This window comes from Methylocystis sp. L43 (assembly GCF_015709525.1).
Classification (GTDB): Bacteria; Pseudomonadota; Alphaproteobacteria; order Rhizobiales; family Beijerinckiaceae; genus Methylocystis.
This window is the reverse complement of sequence record NZ_JADNRA010000033.1, coordinates 33203-58035: the sequence shown is the minus strand read 5'-3', so window position 1 is coordinate 58035 and position 24833 is coordinate 33203. Positions and strand designations below refer to the sequence as shown.

Sequence of the window (24833 nt, the reverse complement as noted above, 5' to 3'; positions counted from 1 at the left end):
CACCATGCGCCTTGTCGCCTTGCTCATCGCTCTCCTCATCGCGGCGCCCGCCCTTGCGCTCGACAAGGTGCGCTTCGCCACCAATTGGCGGGCGCAAGCCGAGCACGGCGGATTCTATCAGGCCGTCGCCGACGGCACTTATGCGCGCTACGGGCTCGACGTGACCCTTTTGCAAGGCGGTCCGCAGCTCAACGCGCGGCTGCTGCTCGCCGCCGGACGCGTCGATTTCGCGATGGGCGCAAACACGATCCAGATGTTCGAATCGGTGCAGCAGAACGTGCCGGTCGTCACCGTCGCCAGCATGTTCCAGGTCGATCCGGTGATTTTCATGTCGCATGCCGGCGAGGGCCTCGATCGTTTCGAAGATCTGCCGAAGGCGACGGCCTTCATCGCCAGCGACATGCGCGCTTCCGTCTGGCAATGGCTGAAGCAGGCCTATGGGTTCAAGGACCAAAACGCCAAGCCTTATAATTTCAATTCGGCGCCTTTCCTTGCCGACAAGAAATCGATTCAGGAGGGAATTCTCACCTCGGAGCCCTACGCGATCGAGCGCGCGGGCGGGTTCACGCCCAACGTCTTTCTTTTGCACGACTACGGCTATGACGGCTATTCGACGACGATCGAGACGCGCGCCGACACCATCGCCAAGACTCCCGACCTCGTGCAGCGCTTCGTCGACGCTTCGATCATCGGTTGGTACAATTATCTCTACGGCGACAACGCTCAGGCGAACGCGATGATCAAGCGCGACAATCCAGAGATGACCGACGGTCAGATCGCCTATTCCCTCGGTAAAATGAAGGAGCGCGGGATCGTCGATTCCGGCGACGCGCGGACCTATGGCGTCGGCGTGATCACCGACGCGCGGATGAAGAGCTTTTTCGATAAGATGGCCAAGGCCAGCGTCGTTCCCGCCAACATTGATTACACGCGCGGCTACACGCTGCGTTTTATCGGCAAGAAGGTCGGCATGGAGCTGCGGCCAAAATGACGCCAGGGATCCGACATGAGCGCGCGTGAGATCGCAGATGTGCAAGTGACGGCGCCCGCGCTCGTTTCATTGCGCGCGGTCGGCAAGATTTTTCCAAGCGGGCTCGTCGCCCTCGCTGACTATGACCTCGACGTGCGCGACGGCGAGATCCTGACGCTGCTCGGGCCTTCGGGCTGCGGCAAGTCGACGGTGCTGCGGCTCATCGCAGGGCTCGCGAGCCCGACGGCAGGCGCGATCGACTGGAGCGCGCCTCAAGTGAAGAACAACATCGGCGTCGTGTTCCAGGATGCGACGCTGCTGCCTTGGGCGAGCGTATTCGACAATGTCTTTCTGCCGCTGCGGCTTAAGGGCGTTCCACGCCAAGCGGCGTCGCCGCGCATCGAAGAGGCGCTCGCGCATGTCGGTCTTCTCAACTTTTCGCGCGCGCTGCCGCGAGAACTCTCCGGCGGGATGCGGATGCGCTGCGCCATCGCTCGCGCCCTGGTGACGCGGCCGACGCTGATGATGATGGACGAACCTTTCGCCGCGCTCGACGAGGTGACGCGCTTCAAACTCAATGACGATCTTCTCGCGCTCAAACGCCGATTCGGCGCGACGATCGTCTTCGTCACCCATTCGGTGTTCGAAGCCGCCTATCTCTCGACGCGCATCGTGGTGATGTCGCGGCGCGCCGGCAGACTCATCGACGAAATCGAGATCGACCCGGCGATCCCACGCGACGACGACTATCGGTCGAGCAGGACTTTCGCCGACGTGTGTCGCCGGGCGTCGCAGGCGCTTCGCGTCTCAATCGAAGAGGCGACGCCGTGATCCAAAAGCCAAGCGCCATCGCCTGGCGCGACATCGGCGTGCCGCTCGCCGTTCTTCTCGCTGCTTTGGCGCTGTGGGAAGCGCTCGTGCGGTGGAAAAACATCCCGCCCTATATTCTCCCGGCGCCGAGCGTCATCCTCGCCAAGCTGATCGAGGACCGCGAACTCCTGTTCTCGTCGCTATTGGTGACGCTCGGCGTCACTATCGAGGCGCTTATCATCGCCACCGTCTGCGGCGTGGCGCTGGCGCTGCTTATCGCCCAGTCGAAATGGCTGGAGCGCGCGCTGCTGCCCTTCGCCATCACCTTGCAGGTGACGCCGATCATCGCCATCGCGCCTTTGCTGCTCGTTTATCTGCAGCCCGGCAATGCGGTGCTGGTCTGCGCCTTTCTCGTCGCCTTCTTTCCGATTCTTTCGAATACGTCGCTCGGACTCGCTTCCGTCGATTTCGGCTTGCGCGATCTGTTTGACCTTTATCGCGCCTCGCCATGGCAGAAGCTGATCTATCTGCGCCTGCCGTCGGCGCTGCCGCAATTCCTCGCGGGTTTGCGCATCGGCGGCGGACTGGCGCTCATCGGCGCCATCGTCGCGGAGCTCGCCGCAGGCGCGTCGGGTCAGGGAACGGGCCTCGCCTATCGCATCGTCGAAGCGGGATTCCGTCTCGACATTCCACGCATGTTTGCGGCGCTGGCGCTTATCTCGCTGAGCGGCTTAGCCATCTACGGCGCGCTCGCCGCCCTGTCCTATGTTCTGCTGCGCGGCTGGCACGAAAGCGCCAGAGCGCAAGACGAATGACTCTCATCCGGAACATTCGCGAGGCGGACGCCGCGGCGTGGCGCAGGCTCTGGGCCGGCTATAATGATTTCTACGAAACCTCTGTGCCGGTGGAAGTGACCGAATATACGTTACGCCGCCTTCTCGACCCAACCTCGGCCATGATCGGCCGGATTGCTGAAAGGGAGGGATGCATCGCCGGCTTTTCCGTCTCCGTGCTGCATGACAGCAGTTGGACATCTTCGCCGACGTGTTATCTCGAAGACCTTTTCGTCGATCCAAATGTTCGGGGCGCGGGCGTGGGGCGCGCGCTCATTCAGGATCTCATCGATCTTGGACGCGCGCGCGGATGGGCGCGCCTCTATTGGCACACGCAAGCCGACAATGAACGCGCGCGGCGTCTCTACGATTCATTCGTTGAAGCCGACAGTTTCGTTCGCTACCGCGTGACGCTGTAGCGCTCATAGTGACGATACGTTTGGACGCCTTTCCCGACACGCGCGACGCGCGTGATCGGGAATCCAGAGCTTGAATACTGCCCTGGATTCCCGGTCGGACCTTCGGTCCGCCGAGAATGACATCCGGGCCATGCAGACCAACGAGGCCTACTGCTCGGCGACGCCTCTCACTTCGTCGAGATGATAGACGTCGTCGCGAAAATGCACGAGGCCGTCCGCCGACGCCCAGCCGGTCATATAGACCCACGCCACCGGCACATGCTGCGTCAGCCGCACCTCCTCGCGCTCGCCCGACGCGATTTTTGCGTTGATCTCATCCTTGCTCATCTGCGGACCGGATTCGCCGTCGAGCAGCCAGGCCGCGAGATCGACGACGCCCTGCACGCGCACGCAGCCATGCGACAGGAAGCGATAATCATTGGCGAAGAGATTTCGCGAGGGCGTGTCATGCATGTAGACGGAATGAGAATTGGGCATCGAAATGCGGATCGAGCCCAGCGAATTGTCCGCGCCGGAATCCTGCCGCAGCGTGTATTGGGCGGCGCGCTCGCTCGCCCAGTTGATCGAGCGCGGATCGACCTCCTCGCGTTGCGCGTTCAGCACGCGAATATGCGAGCGCTGCAGATAGGTCGGGTCCTTCAGCATCTTCGGCGCGATCTCGTTCTTGATGATCGAGACCGGAACCGTCCATGTGGGATTGATGTTGACCGCGACGACCTTCGCCTGCAGCTCCGGCGAATGGTGCTCGGGATCGCCGACGATCGCGGCGTAGCGGCGCACGACGCGATCGTCTTCCACCGCATCGACCGCCGTCGACGGAATGTTGACGACGATGTAGCGCGGACCAAAGGCGAAATCGAACGCGGTGAGCCGTTGTGCGGTGGACTCGAGCTGATGGAAGCGGGTCTCCGCCGGCACGTCGAGTTCGCGTAGCGTCGCGCCCGCGACGAGGCCCGTCTGTTTCAGCCCGAGGCGAAACTGAAAGCGCTTCACCGCCGCGGTGAGATCGGCGTCCCATTTCTCTTTAGCCGTGTCGACGAGGCTGTCGTCTTCGGCCGCGAGGCGCCGGCGCAGCGTCGACACCGCGGCTCCCTTCGCGCCAGGCCGAAGCGAGACGCCCACTCTCGGCCATCCGCCGCGATCGACGATCTGCCGATAGCGATCCGCCGCTTTCGACGTGGTGAAAAATGTCTGAGGCTGCAATGCGGGCGTCGGATCGTCGGAAAGCGCCGCCTCGCGCGGCGGCGCAGGTTTTGGTTTCGGCTTTGGCTTTTTCGCGGCGGTCTGAGCGGGCGCTGGCGTTGTCGCTTGCGGCGCGACGGGCGCGGCGCTGACAGGCGGCGCAGGCGTCACGGGCGCAGCTTCGGGCGGCGCCGCGGGCGCCGGCGGCGCTACGGGCGTCGGCGCCGACTGCGCGGGCGCAGGCGCCGTTTCGGGCGTCGCGGTCTGAGCGCGAAGCGGCGCGCCTATCGCGAGCATCGACATCAGCGCCCCAATCAGGAAGCCAAGACGAGAAGCGGAAGGAGTTTTCTTCATTTTCATGCCGTGTCGGCGCGTGCATAGCGCACAGCGGCGGCGCGCCGCCGCCCGTTGTGAATCACGCGCGCCTATGCTCTAATTTTATCGCATATTCTATTGCTTTGGGGGACCCATGATTGCAAACAAAGCATTGCGCACGCTATTGCGTGCGCACATTGCCGCCGCTGCGCTGCTCGCACTCGCCGCCGCGAATCCTTCGCCCGCCGCCGAAGTCAAATACGCCGATCAGGGCGCCCATTGGGCGCCGGCGGACCGCGACGATTTCTACAGTCTCGACCAGGGCGCGCGAATCATGCCGCTCAACTGGTTCAAGGCGCTGAGACATTCTGACGGCAAACATTTCCTCGACGATGGTCTGACTCGCTACGGCTATTTGCCGAATCCGAACAGCCCGACTCCCGGACTGCCGGTGGGCTTTCTCGCCGCCTCCGAGCAGGGGGCGCAATTCTTCAGCATGACATGTTCCGCCTGCCATACGCGTCAGATCGACGTCAACGGCGTCTCATGGCGGATCGATGGGGGGCCGGCGCTCAGCGACTTCCAAAGCCTTCTCGCCGACATCGACACGGCCTTCCAAAAAATTCTCGCCGACGAGGCCGCCTTCGAGGAATTCGCCAAAGAGGCGCTTGGCGGCGACCCCAACGAACGCGCGCTCAGGAAACTGCGAAAGGAGGTCGAGGTCTGGTTCCAGCCCTACGACGTTCTGATGCGCAAATCGCTCCCCAAGCCTGGTTGGGGCGTGGCGCGCGCCGACGCCGTATCGATGATCTTCAACCGAGTCGCCGGACTGGACATCGGAACGACCTCGTCGCGGATCATCGAGCAGAATATCGCCCTCGCCGACGCGCCGGTGCGTTATCCGTTCCTGTGGAACGCGCCCATTCAGGATATGACGCAATGGCCGGGATTCGCCCGCAACGGCGACGACATTCTTGGTCTGGCGAGGAACGTCGGCGAAGTCTACGGGGTCTTCGGCATCTACCGTCCGACGCCTCTCACGCTCGCATTGCCGCAACTCGTCAAATTCAATTCTTCCCGGCTCCCCAAACTCATCAACTTCCTCAATGATTCCTCGCTGAATTATCCGGGCCTCATGCGTCTTGAAAACTTGATCCAGCAGATCGGCCCGCCGAAATGGCCGTGGAGTCTCGATCCGAAACTCGTCGCGCAAGGCGAGGAAATTTTCAATCGCGATCCCAAGCAGGGCGGCTGCGCGACAGGTTGTCACGAAGTCGCGAAAGGAACGCCCCGGCTTTGCAATCTCAACACGTGGAAAACGCCGCTTCAGGATGTCGGAACGGACGTTCGCGAATACAACGTGCTCGGACGCGAGGCGGATACCGGCGTGCTCAATGGCGCAGCAATCCCCTTTGTCCCCGGGATCGACACGCCGCTAAAACCAAAAGACAAGATCATCAGCATTCTCGGCCTCTCGGTGATTGGATCAATCCTCGAAGCGCCGCTCCATTTCGGCCTCGACGTGTTCAAGCCGATCGTTGAAGAATGCATCCCCGAGTCTCGACAAGCCAGGACGGAGACGGCCGCCAGTCTCATAACCGCCAAGTTCTCGGCGGACCTGCAAAACCTCTACAAGAAGCCCAGCGCGCAGCCCGCCGCGGTTTTCGAAGCGCGGGTGATGCGCGGCATCTGGGCGGCGGCGCCTTATCTGCACAATGGCTCTGTGCCGACGCTCGCCGATCTCTTGAAGAAGCCCGCCGACCGCCCGGCCTCCTTCAAGGTAGGCCCGGCCTATGACATTGAGAACGTCGGCTTGGCGAGGGAACAAGGCGCATTCAACTCGACCTACAACGCCGACGATTGCTCGAAACGGGATTCCGGCAACAGCCGCTGCGGCCATGACTTCGGGACTGCGCTTTCAGACGTCGAAAAGAAGGCGCTTCTCGAATATTTGAAGAGCCTCTAGCGCGCGGCGACGCGCGCCACGATCGCAGCATGAAGGCAAGGGGGACGCCCGCCCCCTTGCCTTTTCTCGCGCCGCCCCGCATACCGCGCCGCAACGCGCAATCCAAAACCGGGACGGATATGGGGTTCAAATGTGGCATCGTCGGCCTGCCCAACGTCGGCAAGTCGACCCTCTTCAACGCCCTCACGCAGACCGCCGCGGCGCAGGCCGCGAACTATCCCTTCTGCACGATCGAGCCCAATGTCGGCGAAGTCGCCGTTCCCGATCCGAGGCTTGAGGAACTGGCCAGGATCGCCGGCTCCAAAGAGATCATTCCGACGCGCCTGACCTTCGTCGACATCGCCGGCCTCGTGCGCGGCGCCTCCAAAGGCGAAGGACTCGGCAACCAGTTTCTCGCCAATATCCGCGAATGCGACGCCATCGCTCATGTCGTGCGCTGTTTCGAGGACGGCGACGTGACCCATGTCGAAGGCGGCGTCGATCCGATCCGCGACATCGAGACGATCGAGACCGAGCTGATGCTCGCTGATCTGGACAGCCTCGAAAAGCGCGTCGTCGCCATGGAGAAGAAAGCCAAGGGCGGCGACAAGGAGGCGAAGGAACTCGCCGATTTGATGAACCGCTGCCTTGTCCTGCTGCGCGAGGGCAAGCCCGCGCGTCTCGCCAAGGTCAGCGCGGAGGAGCGCGTCGCCTTCGCCGGTCTCGGGCTGCTCTCGTCGAAGCCCGTGCTTTACGTTTGCAATGTCGAAGAAGCCTCGGCGTCCGACGGCAACGCCCAATCAGCGAAAGTCGCTGTTCGCGCCGCCGAGGAAGGCGCGGCCGCGGTGGTCGTCTCGGCGAAGATCGAAAGCGAGATCGCCGTGCTGCCGGCCGCCGAGCAGAAGGATTATCTGGAGGCGGTCGGCCTCGTCGAGCCTGGGCTCAATCGCGTCATCCGCGCCGGCTACGACCTCCTGCATCTCATCACTTATTTCACCGTCGGCCCCAAGGAGGCGCGCGCCTGGACCATCGAGAAAGGCGTGCGCGCGCCGGCGGCGGCGGGCGTGATCCATACCGATTTTGAGAAAGGCTTCATTCGCGCGGAGACGATCGCCTATGGCGATTACGTTTCAAACAAGGGCGAAGCCGGCGCCCGCGACGCCGGGCGCTTAAGGCTGGAAGGCAAGGAATATGTTGTCGCCGACGGCGACGTGATGCATTTCAGGTTCAATACATAAATCCGCGGCGACTCCCCTCTCCCGCAAGCGGGATAAGGAAGAACCCAGCGTTGCGCTGAACGCCCGCATCACCCCGGCTTCGACAGATTATCGATCCGCTTGTTCAGCTCGTCGAGCTGGCGCTTCAAATCGGCGACGTCGCCGCCTTCCTTCCGAACGCCGCCATTCTCCTGCTCGTCGAGCGAGGGCGCCGTGGTCATCATGCCTTCCGCCGGCACGCCGAAGGGATTGAACATGGTCAGCGCCTGACGGAACACGGCCATGTTCTTGCGCGCCTGCTCTTCGAGCGACTGGAACGCCGCCCGCGTCGGCTCGGCGAACGGCGCGCCCCCGACGCCGAGCGCCGAGGTGAATTGATCCCGGAATCTTTGCTGTTCCTTCGTCAGCTTGTCGATCGAGAATTCGAGATAGCTCGGCACCAGCATCTGCATCGAGTCGCCGTAGAAGCGGATGAGCTGGCGCAGGAAGGCGATCGGCAGCAGGCTTTGGCCTTCTTTGCCCTCTTGCTCGAAGATGATCTGGGCCAGAACCGGGCGGGTGATGTCATCGCCGCTTTTTGCATCGCACACGACGAAATCCTCGCCGCGCTTCACCATCCCGGCAAGGTCCTCCAGCGTCACATAAGTGCTCGTTCCCGTGTCATAGAGCCGACGATTGGCGTATTTCTTGATCGTGGTGGGTTTTTTCTCAGTCGCCATACGCCTGACACGCTCCCTCGCCGCACGGCCGCCGCCCCGCCTAAAAACAGTCCTCTAGCGTCGGACGATACGCGCAAATTGGCGCCTGCGGCAATATTTTCATGCCGAAAGCCTTTCGCTACCGCTCGATTCCGTGCAAAACGGGCCGCGGCTTGCCCACCGCAAGCGCGAAAGGACCAACATTTCGCCCCCTGACCGGCTAAGGCGGTCGGGCGGTTGGACTATTTTGCAAGGAGATCGACAGATGACCGATATCGTGATCGTTTCCGCGGCGCGCACCGCCGTAGGATCGTTCAACGGAGCCTTTGGAGCGGTTCCGGCCCACGAGCTCGGCGCTGTCGCCATCAAGGCCGCTCTCGAGCGCGCCAAAGTCCAGCCAAATGAGGTGAACGAAGTCATTCTCGGGCAGGTGCTCGACTCCGCGCAGGGCCAGAACCCGGCGCGTCAGGCGGCGATCAAGGCCGGCGTTCCGGACAGCGCCACGGCCTTCGGGATCAATCAGGTCTGCGGCTCCGGCCTGCGCGCCGTGGCGCTCGCGGCCCAGCAAATCCAGGCGGGCGACGCCAGCATCATCGTCGCCGGCGGTCAGGAGTCGATGTCGCTCGCGCCGCATGCGTCGCAGCTGCGCACGGGCACGAAAATGGGCGACGTCAAATTCGTCGACACCATGATCATCGACGGGCTCACCGACGCCTTCAACAATTACCACATGGGCGTCACCGCCGAGAACGTCGCCCGGCAGTGGCAGATCACCCGCGAGCAGCAGGACGAATTCGCGGTCAAGTCGCAGAACAAGGCCGAGGCCGCGCAAAAGGCCGGCAAGTTCAAGGACGAAATCATCCCCTATACGATCTCGACCAAGAAGGGCGACGTCGTCGTCGACGCCGACGAATATATCAAGCATGGCGTGACCATGGACGGCGTCGGCAAGCTGCGCCCGGCCTTCGCCAAGGACGGCACGGTGACGGCGGCGAACGCCTCGGGCCTCAACGACGGCGCCGCGGCGCTCATCGTGATGAGCGCCGAAGAGGCCAAGAAGCGCGGCCTGACGCCGCTGGCGCGGATCGCCTCCTGGGCGACCGCCGGCGTCGATCCGTCGCTGATGGGCTCCGGGCCGATCCCCGCGTCGCGCAAAGCGCTGGAGAAAGCCGGCTGGAAGGTCGCCGATCTCGATCTCATCGAGGCGAACGAAGCCTTCGCGGCGCAGGCGCTCGCGGTCAACAAGGACATGGGCTGGGATCCGGCGATCGTGAACGTCAATGGCGGGGCGATCGCCATCGGCCATCCGATCGGCGCCTCCGGCGCGCGCGTGCTCACGACGCTCCTGCACGAGATGGCGCGTCGCGGCTCCAAGAAGGGCCTCGCGACGCTCTGCATCGGCGGCGGCATGGGCATCGCGCTGACGGTGGAACGGTAATCATCGGCAGTCGGCAATAGGACGTCGGCAGTAGGCATTCGGATTGCGATATTCTCCGACTGCCTGCTCACGACCGCCGACCGCCGTTTCAAACAATCAACAATTCTGGAGGAGACTCTTTAAATGGCAAGAACTGCAGTTGTGACAGGCGGCACGCGCGGCATCGGCGAAGCGATTTCCAAGGCGCTGAAGGCGGCGGGCTACACTGTCGCGGCGACTTACGCCGGCAATGACGAAGCCGCCAATAAGTTCAAGGCCGAGACGGGCATTCCGGTCTTCAAATTCGACGTTTCCGATTACGACGCCTGCGCCGCCGGAATCGCGCAGATCGAAAAAGAGATCGGCCCGGTCGACATTCTCGTCAACAACGCCGGCATCACCAAGGACCGTCTGTTCCACAAGATGGAGCTTGCCCAGTGGCAGGCGGTGATCAACACCAATCTCAATTCGCTGTTCAACGTCACGCGACCGGTCATCAACGGCATGCGCGATCGCGGCTTCGGCCGCATCATCGTCATCTCGTCGATCAACGGCCAGAAGGGCCAGGCCGGCCAGACCAACTATTCCGCCTCCAAGGCCGGCGACATCGGCTTCGTTAAGGCGCTCGCGCAGGAGAGCGCGTCTAAGGGCATCACCGTCAACGCCATCGCGCCGGGCTATATCGCCACCGAGATGGTGAAGGCCGTTCCGCAGGACGTGCTCGACAAGCACATCATACCCTATATCGCCGTCGGCCGCCTCGGCGAGCCCGAAGAGATCGCGCGCGCCGTCGTGTTTCTCGCCGCCGATGACGCCGGCTTCATCACCGGCTCGACGCTGACGATCAACGGCGGCCAGTATCTGCACTAAGCGGATGGTCTGTGCGGGCCAGAGAATAGGCCGGTCTTCGCGCCGGCCATTTTTCTGGCCTATGAGGCGAAGCGCTATTCCGCGCGGAGCGAGATGGCCATGAGCGTAGAGGACGATCGACTTCGACCGACGCGTCTCGCGCCCGAGCTGCGATTGAGCGAGATCGTCTCGCCGATCGGCGGCCTTCCACCTTTGCCCCTGAGCGCCGGTGCGCAGCAAGCGACCAGCTCAATAAAGTTCATCTCTCAGCGCAGCGGATATGTCGCGCTGATTCTAAACGCCGCCTTTTTTGCCTACATATCCTACTGGCTCTACCAGAACATCGAATTCGCCGGTCTGTCGCAGGAGCTGAAGCAGATCCCCTTAAGCGCGGTTCTGACGGCAATGACGATGAATGTGTTCGTCTTGCTGTTCTATGGGTCGCGCCTGTCGACGCTGCTTGGCGGCGGACTCTCGTCCGGTTTTCTGATCGCCACGATAGGATTCACCTTCAACAGTTTAGTTCCGTTCAGGGCTGGCGAAGGCGTGAAAATCTATTTTGGACATTCCTATTTTAATTATGCGATCGGCGGCATCAGCGCCGCAGTCCTGCTGGAAAAACTCTACGACGTTACAGCGATCGTCCTTTTGTCGTTGCTCATCCTTGCGAATTCAGATTCGCGCATCATCGATCCGCGCCTGTTGACCGCAGCCGCCGTAATCCTTTCGATCGTTTTTTGCGGCATGTTCGTCTTCCGGCAGAAAGCCGTCATCTGGCGCCTTCCGGATTGGCGCATCGTGGACGCCTTGCGTCTGGACGCTTTTTTCAAACAGGCAGGCGGATTGGTCGCGCATCACCGTGCGGCGAGAACTGCCTTCTTCACGGCCTCGATATGGACGACAAACGTCTGCCTGGTCTACGTCGCCTTCAGAACGCTGATCCCTGAAATCGACTTCACCCTTATCCACGCGATGACGTTACTGATCATCGGCGCGCTGGCGATCGCCGTTCCCGCGAGCCCCGCGGGCCTGGGGCTGTTCGAGGCCGGCATCGTCGCCTATCTCGTCAACGGCTATGGCGTTCAAAAGGAACGCGCCATTTCCGCGGCCTTGGCCTATCACTTCTCAATCACCGCGCCCCACACGCTGATCATCGTCGGCTTTCTTGGCATTGCATGTTTCAGATGGTTGAAAGAACGCTCGAGGCCTGAGGGCGCTGCGCAAGACTCCGCTTCGACGCTCACCTGACGGAGCGCCCGCGTGCGCCGCCGCACGGAAGACGGGCCGCGGCTCTTCTACAACGCGCTCATCGAGACATCGAACATCGAGCGCAAGACAATGAACCGCCGCACTTCCAAGATCGCCCAATTCGTTTTCGCCGCCGCCATCATCGGCGCCGCCTCGGCGCCGCAGGCCGCCGCCGCCCGCGAATTCGTTCATTATCACTCCGAACTCGATCCCGGCTCCATCGTCGTCAGCGAGCATGAGCGCAAGCTCTATCTTATCGTCGATCAGGACGACGCCATCGCCTACAAGGTCGCGGTGCCGAAGGCGGGCAAGGAATGGAGCGGCGTCGTGCAGATCAACGCCAAATTCGTCGCGCCCGACTGGACGCCGCCGGAAGATGTGAAGCACGATCATCCGGAACTGCCGGAGGTGATCCCCGGCGGCGCGTCGAATAACCCGATGGGCGCCCGCGCCATGACGCTCAGCGAGGGTCAGGTCGCGATCCATGGCACCACGCAGAAGATGCGCAAGTCGATCGGCTCGGCCGCTTCCTATGGCTGCATCCGCATGCTCAACGAGGACGTCGTCGATCTCTACGACCGCGTCGCCGTCGGCGCGACCGTGGTGGTGGAGCCGTAAGCCGCCTCGCGCCGGTCGGTCGGCGGCTGATCGCCGCTAATCTTCCGGCAGCGGAATGAACTCCGCGTCGCCCGGCACCGAGGGGAACTTCCCTTCCCGCCAGTCGCGCTTCGCCTGTTCGATCCGCTCCTTGCTGGAAGAGACGAGATTCCACCAGACGAAGCGGGGTCCGTCTACCGGCGCGCCGCCAAGCAGCATCATCCGCGCATCGGAAAGCGCCCGGATCGTGATCGCGGCTCCGGGGCTGAAGATCAGCAGTTGCGGCTCATCGAAACGTTCGCCGGCGATCGCGATGGCGCCCTCGACGAGATAAAGCGCGCGCTGCTCATAATCGGCGTCGAGCGGCGCTGAGGCGCCGGCCGAGAGACGCAGCTCGACATAGAACCAATCCGACAGCGTCTCCACCGGCGACCTAGCTCCGAACGCGGCGCCGGCGATCACGCGCGCGAACACGCCTTCATCCTCAACGATGGGAAGAACGTTCGCGCTAAAATGCTGGAAGCTCGGCTCGGTTTCTTCTTGCGCCAACGGCAAGGCCAGCCAGCTTTGCACGCCGAGCATCTGTTGCCCGGCCGCGCGCGGCCCCGGCGGCGTGCGCTCGGAATGAACGATGCCGCGCCCGGCGGTCATCAAATTCATCGCGCCAGGCGCGATCTCCTGCACATTCGCCAGACTGTCGCGATGCAGAATGCGCCCGTCGAAAAGATAGGTGACGGTCGCAAGCCCGATATGGGGATGCGGACGTACGTCTATCCCCTGTCCCGGCGCGAATTGAACCGGGCCGAAATGATCGTAGAAGACGAACGGCCCGACCATCTGACGCCTGTCGTCGGGCAATGCGCGCCTGACGCTGAAGCCGCCGAGTTCGCGCGCGCGCGGCGCAATCTGCAATTCAATCGTCTTCGCCGCCGCCTCGCCGCCGGGGATGGACATGCTGAGCCTCTTCTCGCGCATAGGGGTGTTGCGCCACTAGCTATGTCCGCCGGACGAGGGATCAAGCGCCCGAATTACGCGCTGCGGCGCTTGCCCTTCATGACGCATCCGACGTTCGCCGCCTGTCGCACCCGCTTGCTGTTGGCGCAACGCGGCGGCGGATTGGCGTCGAGACTCTTCGCCTGCGGCGCAGAGGTCGACGCGCCCTTCAAGCCGCCCGCGCTCGAATAGAGACTGAACGACATGGCCAGAGCGGCGACCACCAGGAATATAAACATTCGCATCTCATCCCTCCCCTTTTGATAATGAGAAAGCAGTTCACGACCCTCATCCGAAGCGAGCTGGTTTGCTGTGCTCTCGCGCACAAGGGAGCGCCTGCCGCATTTGACGGCGCGAATAAAGGGGTATATGCATGTATCATGACTTCGTTAGATCAAGCCGACGTCAAGCTCTGCGCGCGAAACTGCGCCGCCGCGAATATTCGGCGCGCCAGCCGCGCCATCACGCGGCTCTATGGGCAGTTCATGGCGACGACGGGTCTGGAGCCGACGCAATATTCGCTGCTTGTCGCCTGCTCTCTCACCGGAGGCGCGACGGTCAGCAAACTGGCCGAATATTTCGCGCTTGATCGCAGCGCGCTTGCACGAAACCTCGCGGTTTTGGAAAAGCGCGGGCTTGTGAAGGTGAAGCACGGCGACGACCGCCGCACGCGCAAGATTGCGTTGACGCAGTTCGGCGAGTCGACGCTCGCCAACGCCCTGCCGCATTGGCGCGAGGCGCAGAATGCAGTGGAGTCGAAATTCGGCGCCGAACGCCTGCAAAAGCTTCTCTCCGAATTGCGCGTCCTGACGGAGGCGACCTCGCCGATCTAAGGTGCGGCGCCGAGATGATCGCCGCGCCATAAGGGGTATATGCAATGATAGTAGATCGCAGCCTCTCCTTCGCACGTGACGCCGCAGTTCTCGATGCGGAAGCGCTCCGCGAGATTGCTTTTGCGGCCGGCGCCGACGACGTCGGCCTTGTCTCGCTCGACGATCCGGCGCTTGACGATCAGCGGGATGACATCCTCGCGGCCTTTCCCTTCGCGCGCACGCTCATCTCCTTCGTCCTGCGCATGAACCGCGAAAACATCCGCAGTCCCGCGCGATCCGTCGCCAATCTCGAATTCCACCATGCAGCCGATGATTGCGACGAAGTCGCGCGCGCGATCGCCCACTCCCTCGAAGCGCGCGGCGTGCGCGCCGCCTATCCGTCGATGGGATTCCCAATGGAAGCGTCACGCTGGCCGCGCAAGATGTGGATCATCTCGCACAAGCCCGTCGCCGTCGCGGCCGGGCTTGGACACATGGGAATCCACCGCAATGTGATCCATCCAAAGTTCGGCAATTTCATTCTGCTCGGCACAGTCGCCGTCGACATCGAGCTTGAGGCGCGCGCTACGCCGCTCGACTTCAATCCATGCTTCGAATGTAAGCTCTGCGTCGCCGCCTGTCCGACGGGCGCGATTGCGCCGGACGGACATTTCGACTTCGGCGCCTGCTACACGCATAATTATCGCGAGTTCATGGGCGGTTTCGGCGAGTGGGTGGAGACGATCGCGGATTCTAAAAGCCCGCGCGCCTATCGCGCGAAGGTCAGCGACGCCGAGACCGTCTCGATGTGGCAGAGCCTCGCCTTCGGTCCGAACTACAAGGCGGCCTATTGCATGGCGGTCTGCCCGGCGGGCGCCGATGTGATCGGCGCCTATCAGGCGGACAAGAAGCGTTATCTTCAGGAGATCGTCGATCCGCTGCAGAAGAAAGCCGAGACGGTCTACGTCGTCGCTGACTCCGACGCCGAAGCTTATGTGGCGCGCCGGTTTCCGGCCAAGACGCCGAAACGCGCGGGCTCGACGCTACGTCCCGTGACGATCGAGGGCTTCCTCTCCGGCTTGCGGCTATTCTTCCAGCGCGGAAAGTCGACCGGTCTCGACGCGGTCTACCACTTCGTCTTCACCGGCGCGGACGTTCGCAGCGCCACCGTCGCCATCGCCAACAAAAGGCTCAGCGTTGACGACGGACTTGTCGGCGACTCGCGACTGACCGTGACCGCCGACTCCGAAACATGGCTGCGCTTCGTGCGCAAGGAGACGAGCCTCGTCTGGGCGCTGTTGCGCGGCAAGATCCGGCTGCGCGGCGATCCGCGCCTGCTGCTGGCCTTTGGACGCTGCTTTCCAGGCTGAACCCGCCTATCCCCCGTTCGCCTTCGCCGTATGCGCGGCGACAATGTCGCGCGCCTGCTTGCCGACGACTTCCGCGAGATGGTCGAAGCGCGCTTGATAAAAGCCCGCGCCCGCCGTCGCGGAGCGCAGTTCGACGATGAGATTGTCCATCTCCGCCTCGGGAATCAGCGTCTCGAGCTTGTCCCAACCATCCCAACCCTCGCGCGGACCAAAGCCCATGATCTGGCCGCGCCGCGCCGAGACTATGCCGGTTGCGCGCGACATGGCGTCGCTCGGCACAAAAATATCGACCGCGAGCACCGGCTCCAGCAGGATCGGCTCGGCCTTCTCCAAAGCTTCGCTCATGCCGATGCGCGCCGCGGTGCGGAACGCCATGTCGGACGAATCGACGGAATGGTACGAGCCGTCGGTCAGCACCGCCTCGACGTCGACCACCGGAAAGCCTAACGGGCCGTGCAGCAGGGCGTCCTGACAGCCGGCCTCGACGGACGAGAAATATTGCCTGGGCACGGAGCCGCCGTGCACGCGCTCACTGAAGGCGAATCCTTCGCCGCGGCCGCGTGGCGCGATCTCCATCACCACGTCGCCGAACTGGCCATGTCCGCCCGACTGCTTCTTGTGACGGCCGCGGATGGTGACCTTATGGCGGATCGTTTCGCGATAGGCGACCGTCGGCTTTGAGCAGTCGACCGCGACGTTGAAGCGCGAGGCGAGGCGTTCGAGCGCCACGCGCAAATGCATCTCTCCCTGGCCGAAGAGCTTGATCTGCGACAGCTCCTGGTCATGAACGAAAACGAGCGAAGGATCCTCTTCGATGAGCTTCGTCATCGCCGCGGCGAGGCGCATCTCGTCCTTGCGGTCCTTGACATTGAGCGCGAGGGCGTGCACCGGATCGGGAGCTTCCGCGCGCGTCTTCTGCAGATCCGCCGCGCCCGAGCGCGCGTCGGCGACGATCGTGTCGCCGGTCTGCGCATGATCGAGACGCCCGAGAGCGACGACGTCTCCGGTCTTGGCCTCCGTCGTCTTGTTCGTCGCCGCGCCCATCAAATGCGACATGCCTGAAATGCGATCCTCGCCCTGCGGCGAAGCGACGGTCTGCCCGTCTGCAAGGGCGCCGCGCAGCACGCGCGCGACCGACATTTTTCCGCCGTGCGGCGTGTGGATCGTGCGGAAGATGCGGGCGAGCCCGGGGCCGCCCTCGCCGACGCCAAGCCGCACCCGAGTCGCTTCGATTCCCGGCGCCTCGTGGCGCAGCGCTTTCAACAGCCGCGTTACCCCGGCGCCTCGTTCGGCCGAGCCGATGAACAAAGGCACGACCAGTCCGGCGCGCAATTCCTTGGTGAGGTCGTCGAAAACCTGATCGCGCGGCGGCTCGATATCGGAAATCAGCTCTTCCATCAGCGCGTCGTCATAGTCGGCGAGCCGTTCGAGCATCGAATAGCGGGCTTCCTTCTCGGTCGCGAGGTCGCCCCCGGAAATATCGACGACTTCCGACGGCGCATGTTCGCGATAGACATAGGCGCGCTCCAGCGCGAGATCGATGAAGCCGACCGCGACGCCATTGTTCCAGATCGGCACCTGGCGCAGCAGCAGCGGCGTGCGCGAGGCATGCTGCAGAATACTGAGCGCCTCGCGCACATCGATCGTCGCGGCGTCGATCTTGTTCAGGAAAATGAAATGCGGCACGCCGAGCTCTTCGAGCTGGCGCAAAATGAGCTGCAGCGCCGGTATCTTGCGGGGGTCGGCCTCGCAAACGACGACGGCGGCGTCGACCGCCGGCAGGATATTGCGCGAGTCATGGGCGAATTCGACGGAGCCCGGCAGATCGACGAATGTGTAGCGGTCGCCCATATAGTCGACCGTCGCGACATTGGATTCGACGCTCATCTGATGAGCGCGGGCTTCCGGACTGGAGTCGCCGACGCTCGCGCCTGCAGCGACGGCGCCCTGCCGCGGGATCGCGCCGGCGTGGGCCAGAATAGCTTCGAGAAGAGTGGTCTTGCCGCATTGGAAAGGGCCCGCCAGCGCAATCAGCCGGGGGCCCTGTGCTCTGGCCTCGTGAGAATGCGCTCCTTGGGACGACGCTTGGGACACTGTCTGGCCCATCACTCCCTCCTTTTCGTCGGAGCCTGGTTTCGTCCGGCCCCGTTAGCTCATGGTTTCACCATGCGGCCGCCAGCGCAAGACGCCGTCGCTCGCCCGGCGCTTTCACGCTCGCCGAAAGCGCGATAGAAGGCGCAACCCATACGACAACGGAGCTATTATGCGCCCCAGTAAACGCGCGCCCGACGAGATGCGCCAGGTGAGTTTCGAGCGAGGCGTCGCTCGCTACGCCGAGGGCTCCTGCCTCGTAAAATTCGGCAATACGCAGGTGCTCTGCGCGGCGTCGCTCGAGGACAAGCCGCCGCCGTGGCTGCGCGGCCAGGGCCGAGGCTGGGTCACGGCGGAATATTCCATGCTGCCGCGCGCCACCCACACGCGCACGCGACGCGAGGCCGCCGCCGGAAGGCTCTCGGGACGCACGCAGGAAATTCAGCGCCTCATCGGCCGCTCGCTGCGCGCCGTCACCAATCTGCCAGCGCTTGGCGAGCGGCAGATCGTCGTCGACTGCGACGTCATCCAGGCGGATGGCGGCACGCGCACGGCGTCGATCACCGGCGCCTGGCTGGCGCTGCATGACTGCCTTGATTGGATGCGTTCGCGCTCCATCGTCAAGGAAAGCCCACTGCGCGATCATGTCGCCGCGGTGTCCTGCGGCATCTTCAACGCAACGCCGGTGATCGACCTCGATTATGCGGAGGATTCGACCGCGGCGACCGACGCCAATTTCGTCCTCACCGGCTCGGGCGGCCTCGTCGAAATTCAGGCGACCGCCGAAGTCGCGGTTTTTTCCCAGGATGAATTGTCGGCCATGCTGGCGCTCGCCCAGCAGGGGGTTGCGGACCTCGTCGCTTTGCAGAAAGCGGCTCTCGCTTGAGCGATCTCGGCCGCGTCAGCAGCAGAAAGACCGCGATCTGATTTTGAAGAGACGTCGCGGCTCAAGCGGCATGCTGCCGCGCGCCCTGCTTGATCGCCGGGCGCGTTTCTTTTCAGTGTTCCGCTTACGCCGGCGATGGCGGATTGATCGGCTGAGGATCAGTTTCCAACAGCGCATAAAGCAAATGGTCGCGCCACTGGCCGTTGATGTTGAGATAGGAGCGCGCATAGCCCTCTTGCTTGAAGCCGACGCGCTCCAGCAAGCGCTTCGAGGGCTCGTTCGTCGGCAGGCAAGCCGCCTCGATGCGATGGAAGCCGCGCTTCTCGAAAGCATAGGCGCAAGCGGCGCGCGCGGCGCGCGTCATGTGGCCTTTGCCCGCATAGGGTTCGCCCATCCAATAGCCGAGCGTCGCCGCCTGCGACACGCCCCGCCGGACATGACCGAAGGAGAGGCCGCCCATCAGCGCGTCGTCCTCCTCACGGAAGATGAAAAAGGAATAAGCCTCGTCGCGCGCCATTTCCTCGGCGTGGCGGCGCACGCGATAGCGAAAGCTCGCCCGTGTGAGATCGTCGATCGGCCAGAGCGGCTCCCAGGGCGTCAGGAAGGAGCGGCTTTTTTCGCGCAGTTCGGCCCACTCCATATAATCGCGCATTTCGGACGCGCGCAGATAGAGACCGTCGCCTCTAATCGGCAGGTCGCGCCGTCCGATTACGCTGAAGATCGCCATCGTTCTCCTTGCCAGACCTTGTCAGTTCTTCGCCGCGCGCGCGTGCGATGAAATAAATTCGGCGACTCGCGCGCCATCATTTTCAAGAATCGTGAATCGTTCCGGCGCGTCAAGTCGCGCCGCAATATTTTCAGGCGGCTGCGGACGCAATCCGATGGCGCGCTCAATCGCGTCTGGAAATTTTGCCGGATGCGCCGTCGAAAGCGCGATGACGGGCGTCGCCGGATCTTTCGCAAGCCGCGCGCGCGCCGCGGTGACGCCGGTGGCCGTATGCGGATCCAGCACATAGCCGGTCTCGCGCCAGGTGCGGCGAATCTCCTCCGTCGTCTCGGTTTCGCCGACGGACTCCGCGTCGAACTCGCCGCGAATGGCGGCGAGCGCCGCAGGCGGAATGTCGAAGGCGCCGGATTGGTCGAGCGAGGCGAAAGCGGCGCGGACCACCGCCGGATCGCGACCGCTCGCATCAAATAACAACCGTTCGAAATTGGATGAAACCTGAATGTCCATCGACGGCGACTGAGTCGGCGTGACGCCCCGCGGCTCGTAACGCCCACTTGCAAGCGCACGCGCAAGGATGTCGTTGGCGTTGGTCGCGACGACCAGTCTCTCGATCGGCAGACCCATCCGCTTGGCGACATAGCCGGCGAGCACGTCGCCGAAATTGCCCGTCGGCACGGCGAAGGAAATATGCCGGTGCGGCGCGCCGAGAGCGACGGCGCTCGTGAAATAATAAACGGTCTGCGCGACGACGCGCGCCCAGTTGATCGAATTGACGCCGGCGAGTCCGACGCGCGTGCGAAAGTCGGCGGCGCGAAACAGCCGTTTCAATATCGCTTGCGCATCGTCGAACGAACCCTGCAGCGCGATCGTATGAACATTGTCGTCCACGACCGTCGTCATTTGCTTGCGCTGCACGTCGGAGACCCGGCCGTGCGGAAACAATATGAAGACGTCGACGCGATCCAGGCCCTTAAACGCCTCGATCGCCGCGGCGCCGGTATCGCCGGACGTCGCGCCGACGATGGTGGCGCGCAGATTTCGCTCTTCGAGCACATGATTCATCATGCGCCCGAGGAGCTGCATCGCCAGATCTTTGAAGGCGAGCGTCGGCCCGTGAAAAAGTTCGAGAACAAAGAGATTGTCGGCGATCTGCGTCAGCGGCGCGATCGCGCGGTGACGAAACCCGCTATAGGCGCTCTCTGTCTGCGCCCGCAAAATCTCACGCGAAAACGTCTCGCTGAGATAAGGCGCGATCACTTTCGCCGTCGCTTCGGCATAGGACCGGCCCGCGAGCCCGGCGATCTCGGATGGCGCGAGACGCGGATAGGCGAGCGGCGTGTACAGTCCGCCGTCGGTCGCGAGACCGGCGAGCAGCACGTCGTCAAAGCCAAGCTGCGCGGCCTCGCCGCGGGTTGAGAGATAGCGCAACCGTCGATCCATGGATGGAAGAGCGCGCGCCGCTCGCGCGCGTGTCAGTTCGCTTTTCATAGCATATTCGACAGCGCCGCAAGCCCGAGGTCGCTAGAGGCGCTCATGCGCAAGAACGCCGCGTGCGTAGATCCCAAAAAAGACGAGAAGCGCGAGCGACAGGCCGAACCAGGTCACGGCGTAGGAGAAGTGATTATTGACGATTATTGGAACGCCCCCCACCGGGCGCGGCCAATCCGGCCCCGCTGCAGGAGCCGCGTCAAGGACGAGCGCGAAAGGCGCGGCGGCGGCTAAGCCGACAGCGCCGGCGATCGCCGTGGGATCGCGCGCAAAAAAGACGCCCTTCTCGGGCTGGTCGGCTGGCGTGAAGGGGTTGCGGCGCTCCGGCGCGCGGAGCAGTCCGACGAGCGTGACTTCGCCGCGAGGGGCGGCGCGTATGGCGGCGTCGCCGGCTTGTGAGGCGGGGAGAAATCCCCGGTCGACAAGCACGACGCCGCCGCTCGTCAGCGCGAAAGGCGTGAGCAATGAATAGCCCGGCTCTCGGCTCGCGCCCTCCGGCGGCGCGGCGAAGACGAGCGCATCGCGACCGTCGATAAAACGACCCGTCGCGCGCACATGCATGAAGTCGTAATCCTCAGTGCGAAACGTCGCCCATCGGTCAGGCGGCGGAATCGGCTGCGGGGCCTGCGTGGCGCGCTGTTCGACGCGTGCGATCAGCGCCTCTTTCTCGCCGAGCCGCCGCACCTGCCAAAACCCCAGACTAACCAGCAGCGCAAAGAGCAGCGTCGTCGCAACCGCCGGCCCCAGAAGCGCGCGGACGGCGGCGCTCACGACTGATGGCGGCTTTCTTCAGCCTTGTTGAAATATTGCAGGGCGATGAGCAGGCCCTTCGTCGGCCGCAGCAGCCCAACGCAAAGAATGGCCGACAGGGGCACAAGGATGGCGGCATGCACCCAGTACGACGGCTGATATGTCACCTCGACGTACCACAGCACCGCGATCGCGACGAAGCCGACGACGGTCATGACGATGATCGCCGGACCGTCGCCCGCGTCGGCGAAGGTGAAATCCAGCCCGCAAACCTCGCAGCTTGGCGCGACGGTCAGCAAGCCTCGGATCATGTGGCCCTTGCCGCAGCGCGGACATCTGCCGAGGATTCCGTCGACATAGAGCGAAGCGGGCGGATAGACGTGCTCTTGTGACATGTTGGTCCTCCAACGAAAACGGTCACGGGCGCGCCCGTGACCGTCCAATGTTCAAACGGGCGTCGGCGCGCCTATTCCATTGTCCCGCCCCAGTTCCCCCACACGTAAATGCAGGCGAACAGAAACAGCCAGACGACGTCGACGAAGTGCCAATACCAGGCGGCGAATTCAAAGCCCAAATGCTGGTCCGGCGTGAAGGCGCCCTTAAAGACGCGCAGCAGGCACACGATCAGAAAGATCGTGCCGACGATCACGTGGAAACCGTGGAAGCCGGTCGCCATGAAAAAGGTCGAGCCGTAATTCGTCGCCGCCGGCTTTGCCGGATCGAAGGCGAAGGCGAAGGGCGCGTGGAGATATTCATAGGCCTGAATCGTCGTGAACAGCAGGCCAAGAGCGATCGTCGCGATCAAGCCCTTCTTCAACACGTCGCGCTTGTTTTCCAGAAGGCCGTGATGCGCCCAGGTCAGAGCCGCGCCGGAGCTGAGCAGAATGAGCGTATTGAGCAGCGGCAGCTTCCAGGGGCTGAGCACTTCCATGCCCTTGGGCGGCCAGACGCCCTGGAACAATTCGGTGCGCAGGACCTGCGCCGCATCGGCAGGGAAAAGCGCGGAATTGAAGAACGCCCAGAACCAGGCGACGAAGAACATCACCTCCGAGAAGATGAACAGGATCATGCCGTAGCGATGATGCAGCCGCACGACCGGCGAGTGGAATCCGCCGACGCTCGCTTCGTGGATGATGTCGCTCCACCACGCGTACATCACGAGCAGAATGCCGCCCATGCCGACGAAGAACATGGTCCCGCCGAAGGTCATGCCGCCGATCGGCGCGCCCTTGTGCTGCGCCATCCACATGACCGCGCCGATCGCCGTGATGAGCGCGGCGAGCGCGCCCACAATCGGCCACGGACTCGGATCGACCAGATGATAGTCGTGTTCGGGTTTCGCGTGTCCGTCCGCCATCTTGCTCTTCCTTGTCATCGGCCGGCGCTACCGGCCAGTCCCCTAGTTTGCCGCGCGGCCAAGTCGCGCGGCGCCGTCAACCCTTCGGCTTTCCGGTCGCCGTCTCGCTCGTCTTCGCCGCAGGCGAATCCTTGATGGCGAAGAACGTGTAGGACAGCGTGATCTCGCGAACGCCGCGCATGCCTTCTTCACGCTCAAGAGCGGGATCGAGATAGAAAACCACCGGCCATTCCTCGGCCTCGTGTGGTCCGAGCCGCTTCTCCTCGAAGCAGAAGCAGGCGACCTTGACGAAAAAGGCGCCGGCCTGGCCGGGCGTGACATTGTAAGCCGCCTGGCCGCTGGTCTCGCGATCAGAAAGATTCGCGACCTTGTAATAAACGGTTTTCGTCTCGCCGGTGCGCAAGGAGATCTTGGCGACCTCGGGCTCGAAGCGCCACGGCAGATCGCGGGCGACGTTGGCGTCGAAGCGCACGGTGAGCACGCGCTCGCCGGGGGACGGCGCGCCGGCGAGATCGGTCCTCGGCGTGCCGCCAAAGCCAGTCGCCGCGCAAAAGGCCCGATAAAGCGGAGCCGAAGCGAAAGACAGGCCGAGCATCGCCGCCGTGCCCACGACCAGCGCCGCCGCGATCATCTGCGGGCGTTTGCGTGAACGAGGTGTGGGCTCGCCCATAGTCAGATCGTCCGGTTGACGATGGCCGCGCCAAACTTCACCAGCGTGACGGCGTAGAACAGCACAGCGAGGAGCGCGATCGTCACGCCGATCGCGACGTTGCGCGCCCGACGGCTGCGCGCCTGCTCTTCGGTCAGAACGACCCCTGGCCGGTCGAATAGACTGGCGCGCTCTTTCATCTTGTCTCCTGCATCGATCATTTCGCTCACCATTCGCTTGGCCGCCTAGATCAGCGCAAAGATATGCGCCGTCTGCTCGACGACGAGGACCAGGAACAGCAGGAATAGATAGAGGATCGAGAACAAAAACATCCGGCGGGCGGCCAGACGGGCGGCGTCGCCTTCGCGCTGCTTGAACACTGCCGCAGCCATGCCGACGAGCGCGATCCCGCAGCCGATCGAGACGAGGCCGTAGGCGAGCGAGGCGAAACCCAGCAGCCATGGCGCAACGCCAAGCGGCGCGAGCGCCAGCGCATAGATCAGGATTTCGAGACGCGTGCGGTCTTCGCCGGCGACATTGGGCAGCATCGGCACGCCGGCGCGGGCGTAGTCCTCGCTTCTCAGCAACGCGAGCGACCAGAAGTGCGGCGGCGTCCACATGAAGATGATCGCAAAGAGCACGACGCTCGCGAGATTGATCTCGCCCGTCGCGGCGGCAAAACCGACCATCGGCGGAAGCGCGCCGGCGGCGCCGCCGATGACGATGTTCATCGGCGTCCAGCGCTTCAGCAACATCGTATAGATCACGACATAGAAGAAGATGGTGAAGGCGAGCAGCGCGGCGGCGAACCAGTTCGCGACATAGCCGAGCGTAAAGACCGACAGCGTCGCCAGCACGAGACCAAAACCAAGCGCCGCCTCGGGATCGAGCCGTCCGGCCGGGATCGGGCGCTTGCGCGTGCGCGTCATCAGCGCGTCGACGTCGGCGTCGTACCACATGTTGAGCGCGCCGGAGGCGCCGGCGCCGACGGCGATCGCCAGGAGCGAGGCAAAGCCGATCAGCGGATGCGGCGGCGTCGGGGCGAGCAACAGGCCAGCGAGCGCGGTGAACACCACAAGCGACATGACGCGCGGCTTGAGAAGCGCGAAATAGTCCGACGGCGACGCGACCGAGATGCGCGGAGCCGGTTCGTCATGCAGATAGGATGCGTCGCTCATGGCGTTTTACTCAGAACCTTAGCCGCGGAGGC

26 protein-coding genes are annotated in these 24833 nt (G+C 63.5%); 13 read left to right on the top strand and 13 right to left on the bottom strand.

Features of this window, described 5'->3' with window-relative positions; genetic code table 11:
• Positions 1–4 precede the first annotated feature (4 nt).
• Genes IYX23_RS13775 through IYX23_RS13760 form a run of 4 tightly spaced genes read left to right on the top strand, consistent with a single transcriptional unit; the run spans position 5 to position 3032 of the window.
• Entirely contained in the window at positions 5–991 is a 987-nt protein-coding gene (locus IYX23_RS13775) for an ABC transporter substrate-binding protein (protein WP_246716801.1), read from the top strand.
• A 15-nt stretch (positions 992–1006) separates the two neighbouring features.
• A complete protein-coding gene (locus IYX23_RS13770; protein ID WP_196393328.1) occupies positions 1007–1801 on the top strand; it encodes an ABC transporter ATP-binding protein in 795 nt (264 codons plus the stop codon).
• Complete coding sequence (locus IYX23_RS13765; RefSeq protein WP_196393327.1) at positions 1798–2595, top strand: ABC transporter permease; 798 nt, start codon at positions 1798–1800, stop codon at positions 2593–2595. The genes IYX23_RS13770 and IYX23_RS13765 overlap by 4 nt, the downstream gene beginning before the upstream one ends.
• On the top strand, positions 2592–3032 hold the full coding sequence (locus IYX23_RS13760) for a GNAT family N-acetyltransferase (RefSeq protein WP_196393326.1): 441 nt from the start codon (positions 2592–2594) through the stop codon (positions 3030–3032). Before IYX23_RS13765 ends, IYX23_RS13760 begins: the two co-directional genes overlap by 4 nt.
• Before the next feature lie 147 nt (positions 3033–3179).
• On the opposite strand, the gene IYX23_RS13755 is transcribed toward IYX23_RS13760, so the two are convergent.
• Positions 3180–4568 (bottom strand): L,D-transpeptidase family protein, encoded by a 1389-nt coding sequence (locus tag IYX23_RS13755; protein ID WP_246716800.1) that lies wholly within the window; start codon positions 4566–4568, stop codon positions 3180–3182.
• A 115-nt stretch (positions 4569–4683) separates the two neighbouring features.
• Between IYX23_RS13755 and IYX23_RS13750 the strand changes: the two genes are divergently transcribed.
• Both IYX23_RS13750 and ychF read left to right on the top strand, forming a co-directional pair.
• Positions 4684–6495, top strand: coding sequence for a di-heme-cytochrome C peroxidase (locus IYX23_RS13750; protein ID WP_196393324.1), 1812 nt, complete (start codon positions 4684–4686; stop codon positions 6493–6495).
• Between the two features lie 119 nt (positions 6496–6614).
• Complete coding sequence (gene ychF / locus IYX23_RS13745; RefSeq protein WP_196393323.1) at positions 6615–7712, top strand: redox-regulated ATPase YchF; 1098 nt, start codon at positions 6615–6617, stop codon at positions 7710–7712.
• Between the two features lie 68 nt (positions 7713–7780).
• Here ychF and phaR read toward each other — a convergent pair whose 3' ends face one another.
• Positions 7781–8410, bottom strand: coding sequence for a polyhydroxyalkanoate synthesis repressor PhaR (phaR, locus tag IYX23_RS13740; RefSeq protein ID WP_196393322.1), 630 nt, complete (start codon positions 8408–8410; stop codon positions 7781–7783).
• A 244-nt stretch (positions 8411–8654) separates the two neighbouring features.
• On the opposite strand from phaR, the gene IYX23_RS13735 reads away from it, so the two are divergent.
• The 4 genes from IYX23_RS13735 (at position 8655) to IYX23_RS13720 (ending at position 12521) form a co-directional block, all read left to right on the top strand.
• Entirely contained in the window at positions 8655–9827 is a 1173-nt protein-coding gene (locus IYX23_RS13735; RefSeq protein WP_196393321.1) for an acetyl-CoA C-acetyltransferase, read from the top strand.
• A 123-nt stretch (positions 9828–9950) separates the two neighbouring features.
• Positions 9951–10676 carry an acetoacetyl-CoA reductase gene (gene phbB / locus IYX23_RS13730; RefSeq protein WP_026222828.1) on the top strand — a complete coding sequence of 242 codons (726 nt, stop codon included), beginning with the start codon at positions 9951–9953 and terminating at the stop codon, positions 10674–10676.
• Between the two features lie 99 nt (positions 10677–10775).
• Positions 10776–11903: a lysylphosphatidylglycerol synthase transmembrane domain-containing protein gene (locus IYX23_RS13725; protein ID WP_246716799.1), complete on the top strand. Its 1128-nt coding sequence runs from the start codon at positions 10776–10778 to the stop codon at positions 11901–11903.
• 12 nt (positions 11904–11915) lie between these two features.
• Entirely contained in the window at positions 11916–12521 is a 606-nt protein-coding gene (locus IYX23_RS13720; protein ID WP_196393320.1) for a L,D-transpeptidase, read from the top strand.
• A 36-nt stretch (positions 12522–12557) separates the two neighbouring features.
• On the opposite strand, the gene IYX23_RS13715 is transcribed toward IYX23_RS13720, so the two are convergent.
• Complete coding sequence (locus IYX23_RS13715; protein WP_246716797.1) at positions 12558–13454, bottom strand: pirin family protein; 897 nt, start codon at positions 13452–13454, stop codon at positions 12558–12560.
• Positions 13455–13528: 74 nt separating this feature from the next.
• On the bottom strand, positions 13529–13738 hold the full coding sequence (locus IYX23_RS13710; protein WP_246716795.1) for a hypothetical protein: 210 nt from the start codon (positions 13736–13738) through the stop codon (positions 13529–13531).
• A 135-nt stretch (positions 13739–13873) separates the two neighbouring features.
• Here IYX23_RS13710 and IYX23_RS13705 point away from each other — a divergent pair, with 135 nt between their 5' ends.
• Positions 13874–14326, top strand: coding sequence for a MarR family winged helix-turn-helix transcriptional regulator (locus tag IYX23_RS13705; RefSeq protein ID WP_196393318.1), 453 nt, complete (start codon positions 13874–13876; stop codon positions 14324–14326).
• A 44-nt stretch (positions 14327–14370) separates the two neighbouring features.
• Positions 14371–15675 (top strand): SCP2 sterol-binding domain-containing protein, encoded by a 1305-nt coding sequence (locus tag IYX23_RS13700; RefSeq protein ID WP_196393317.1) that lies wholly within the window; start codon positions 14371–14373, stop codon positions 15673–15675.
• Positions 15676–15681: 6 nt separating this feature from the next.
• Here the strand turns inward: IYX23_RS13700 and IYX23_RS13695 are convergent, their stop codons facing one another.
• Positions 15682–17781, bottom strand: a complete 2100-nt coding sequence (locus IYX23_RS13695) for an elongation factor G (RefSeq protein WP_196393316.1) — start codon at positions 17779–17781, stop codon at positions 15682–15684.
• Positions 17782–17938: 157 nt separating this feature from the next.
• Here IYX23_RS13695 and rph point away from each other — a divergent pair, with 157 nt between their 5' ends.
• Positions 17939–18652: a ribonuclease PH gene (rph, locus tag IYX23_RS13690; RefSeq protein ID WP_018407504.1), complete on the top strand. Its 714-nt coding sequence runs from the start codon at positions 17939–17941 to the stop codon at positions 18650–18652.
• 124 nt (positions 18653–18776) lie between these two features.
• Here rph and IYX23_RS13685 read toward each other — a convergent pair whose 3' ends face one another.
• From IYX23_RS13685 to IYX23_RS13650, 8 genes are all read right to left on the bottom strand, one after another.
• A complete protein-coding gene (locus IYX23_RS13685; protein WP_014892534.1) occupies positions 18777–19379 on the bottom strand; it encodes a GNAT family protein in 603 nt (200 codons plus the stop codon).
• A 21-nt stretch (positions 19380–19400) separates the two neighbouring features.
• Positions 19401–20807, bottom strand: a complete 1407-nt coding sequence (thrC, locus tag IYX23_RS13680; protein ID WP_196393315.1) for a threonine synthase — start codon at positions 20805–20807, stop codon at positions 19401–19403.
• 93 nt (positions 20808–20900) lie between these two features.
• Positions 20901–21638, bottom strand: coding sequence for an SURF1 family protein (locus IYX23_RS13675; protein WP_196393314.1), 738 nt, complete (start codon positions 21636–21638; stop codon positions 20901–20903).
• The gene (locus IYX23_RS13670) at positions 21635–22012 is read right to left on the bottom strand and encodes a DUF983 domain-containing protein (protein ID WP_196393313.1); all 378 of its coding nucleotides are present in this window, start codon (positions 22010–22012) and stop codon (positions 21635–21637) included. Before IYX23_RS13670 ends, IYX23_RS13675 begins: the two co-directional genes overlap by 4 nt.
• Before the next feature lie 71 nt (positions 22013–22083).
• Positions 22084–22974, bottom strand: coding sequence for a cytochrome c oxidase subunit 3 (locus IYX23_RS13665; RefSeq protein ID WP_196393312.1), 891 nt, complete (start codon positions 22972–22974; stop codon positions 22084–22086).
• 76 nt (positions 22975–23050) lie between these two features.
• Entirely contained in the window at positions 23051–23644 is a 594-nt protein-coding gene (locus IYX23_RS13660; RefSeq protein WP_196393311.1) for a cytochrome c oxidase assembly protein, read from the bottom strand.
• 2 nt (positions 23645–23646) lie between these two features.
• On the bottom strand, positions 23647–23823 hold the full coding sequence (locus IYX23_RS13655; RefSeq protein WP_196393468.1) for a CoxF: 177 nt from the start codon (positions 23821–23823) through the stop codon (positions 23647–23649).
• A gap of 45 nt (positions 23824–23868) precedes the next feature.
• Positions 23869–24801 (bottom strand): heme o synthase, encoded by a 933-nt coding sequence (locus tag IYX23_RS13650; RefSeq protein WP_196393310.1) that lies wholly within the window; start codon positions 24799–24801, stop codon positions 23869–23871.
• Between the last annotated feature and the right edge of the window lie 32 nt (positions 24802–24833).

What these genes read in the sequence shown, in the direction of transcription:
- IYX23_RS13735 (WP_196393321.1), top strand. Translation starts at nt 8,655, where the DNA reads ATGACCGATATCGTGATCGTTTCCGCGGCGCGCACCGCCGTAGGATCG.
- IYX23_RS13775 (WP_246716801.1), top strand. Translation starts at nt 5, where the DNA reads ATGCGCCTTGTCGCCTTGCTCATCGCTCTCCTCATCGCGGCGCCCGCC.
- IYX23_RS13760 (WP_196393326.1), top strand. Translation starts at nt 2,592, where the DNA reads ATGACTCTCATCCGGAACATTCGCGAGGCGGACGCCGCGGCGTGGCGC.
- phaR (WP_196393322.1), bottom strand. Translation starts at nt 8,410, where the DNA reads ATGGCGACTGAGAAAAAACCCACCACGATCAAGAAATACGCCAATCGT.
- IYX23_RS13755 (WP_246716800.1), bottom strand. Translation starts at nt 4,568, where the DNA reads ATGAAGAAAACTCCTTCCGCTTCTCGTCTTGGCTTCCTGATTGGGGCG.
- IYX23_RS13665 (WP_196393312.1), bottom strand. Translation starts at nt 22,974, where the DNA reads ATGGCGGACGGACACGCGAAACCCGAACACGACTATCATCTGGTCGAT.
- IYX23_RS13710 (WP_246716795.1), bottom strand. Translation starts at nt 13,738, where the DNA reads ATGCGAATGTTTATATTCCTGGTGGTCGCCGCTCTGGCCATGTCGTTC.
- IYX23_RS13655 (WP_196393468.1), bottom strand. Translation starts at nt 23,823, where the DNA reads ATGAAAGAGCGCGCCAGTCTATTCGACCGGCCAGGGGTCGTTCTGACC.
- ychF (WP_196393323.1), top strand. Translation starts at nt 6,615, where the DNA reads ATGGGGTTCAAATGTGGCATCGTCGGCCTGCCCAACGTCGGCAAGTCG.
- IYX23_RS13695 (WP_196393316.1), bottom strand. Translation starts at nt 17,781, where the DNA reads ATGGGCCAGACAGTGTCCCAAGCGTCGTCCCAAGGAGCGCATTCTCAC.
- IYX23_RS13715 (WP_246716797.1), bottom strand. Translation starts at nt 13,454, where the DNA reads ATGTCCATCCCCGGCGGCGAGGCGGCGGCGAAGACGATTGAATTGCAG.
- IYX23_RS13705 (WP_196393318.1), top strand. Translation starts at nt 13,874, where the DNA reads ATGACTTCGTTAGATCAAGCCGACGTCAAGCTCTGCGCGCGAAACTGC.
- IYX23_RS13685 (WP_014892534.1), bottom strand. Translation starts at nt 19,379, where the DNA reads ATGGCGATCTTCAGCGTAATCGGACGGCGCGACCTGCCGATTAGAGGC.
- IYX23_RS13700 (WP_196393317.1), top strand. Translation starts at nt 14,371, where the DNA reads ATGATAGTAGATCGCAGCCTCTCCTTCGCACGTGACGCCGCAGTTCTC.
- IYX23_RS13725 (WP_246716799.1), top strand. Translation starts at nt 10,776, where the DNA reads ATGAGCGTAGAGGACGATCGACTTCGACCGACGCGTCTCGCGCCCGAG.
- IYX23_RS13770 (WP_196393328.1), top strand. Translation starts at nt 1,007, where the DNA reads ATGAGCGCGCGTGAGATCGCAGATGTGCAAGTGACGGCGCCCGCGCTC.
- IYX23_RS13660 (WP_196393311.1), bottom strand. Translation starts at nt 23,644, where the DNA reads ATGGGCGAGCCCACACCTCGTTCACGCAAACGCCCGCAGATGATCGCG.
- IYX23_RS13670 (WP_196393313.1), bottom strand. Translation starts at nt 22,012, where the DNA reads ATGTCACAAGAGCACGTCTATCCGCCCGCTTCGCTCTATGTCGACGGA.
- phbB (WP_026222828.1), top strand. Translation starts at nt 9,951, where the DNA reads ATGGCAAGAACTGCAGTTGTGACAGGCGGCACGCGCGGCATCGGCGAA.
- IYX23_RS13650 (WP_196393310.1), bottom strand. Translation starts at nt 24,801, where the DNA reads ATGAGCGACGCATCCTATCTGCATGACGAACCGGCTCCGCGCATCTCG.
- IYX23_RS13750 (WP_196393324.1), top strand. Translation starts at nt 4,684, where the DNA reads ATGATTGCAAACAAAGCATTGCGCACGCTATTGCGTGCGCACATTGCC.
- rph (WP_018407504.1), top strand. Translation starts at nt 17,939, where the DNA reads ATGCGCCCCAGTAAACGCGCGCCCGACGAGATGCGCCAGGTGAGTTTC.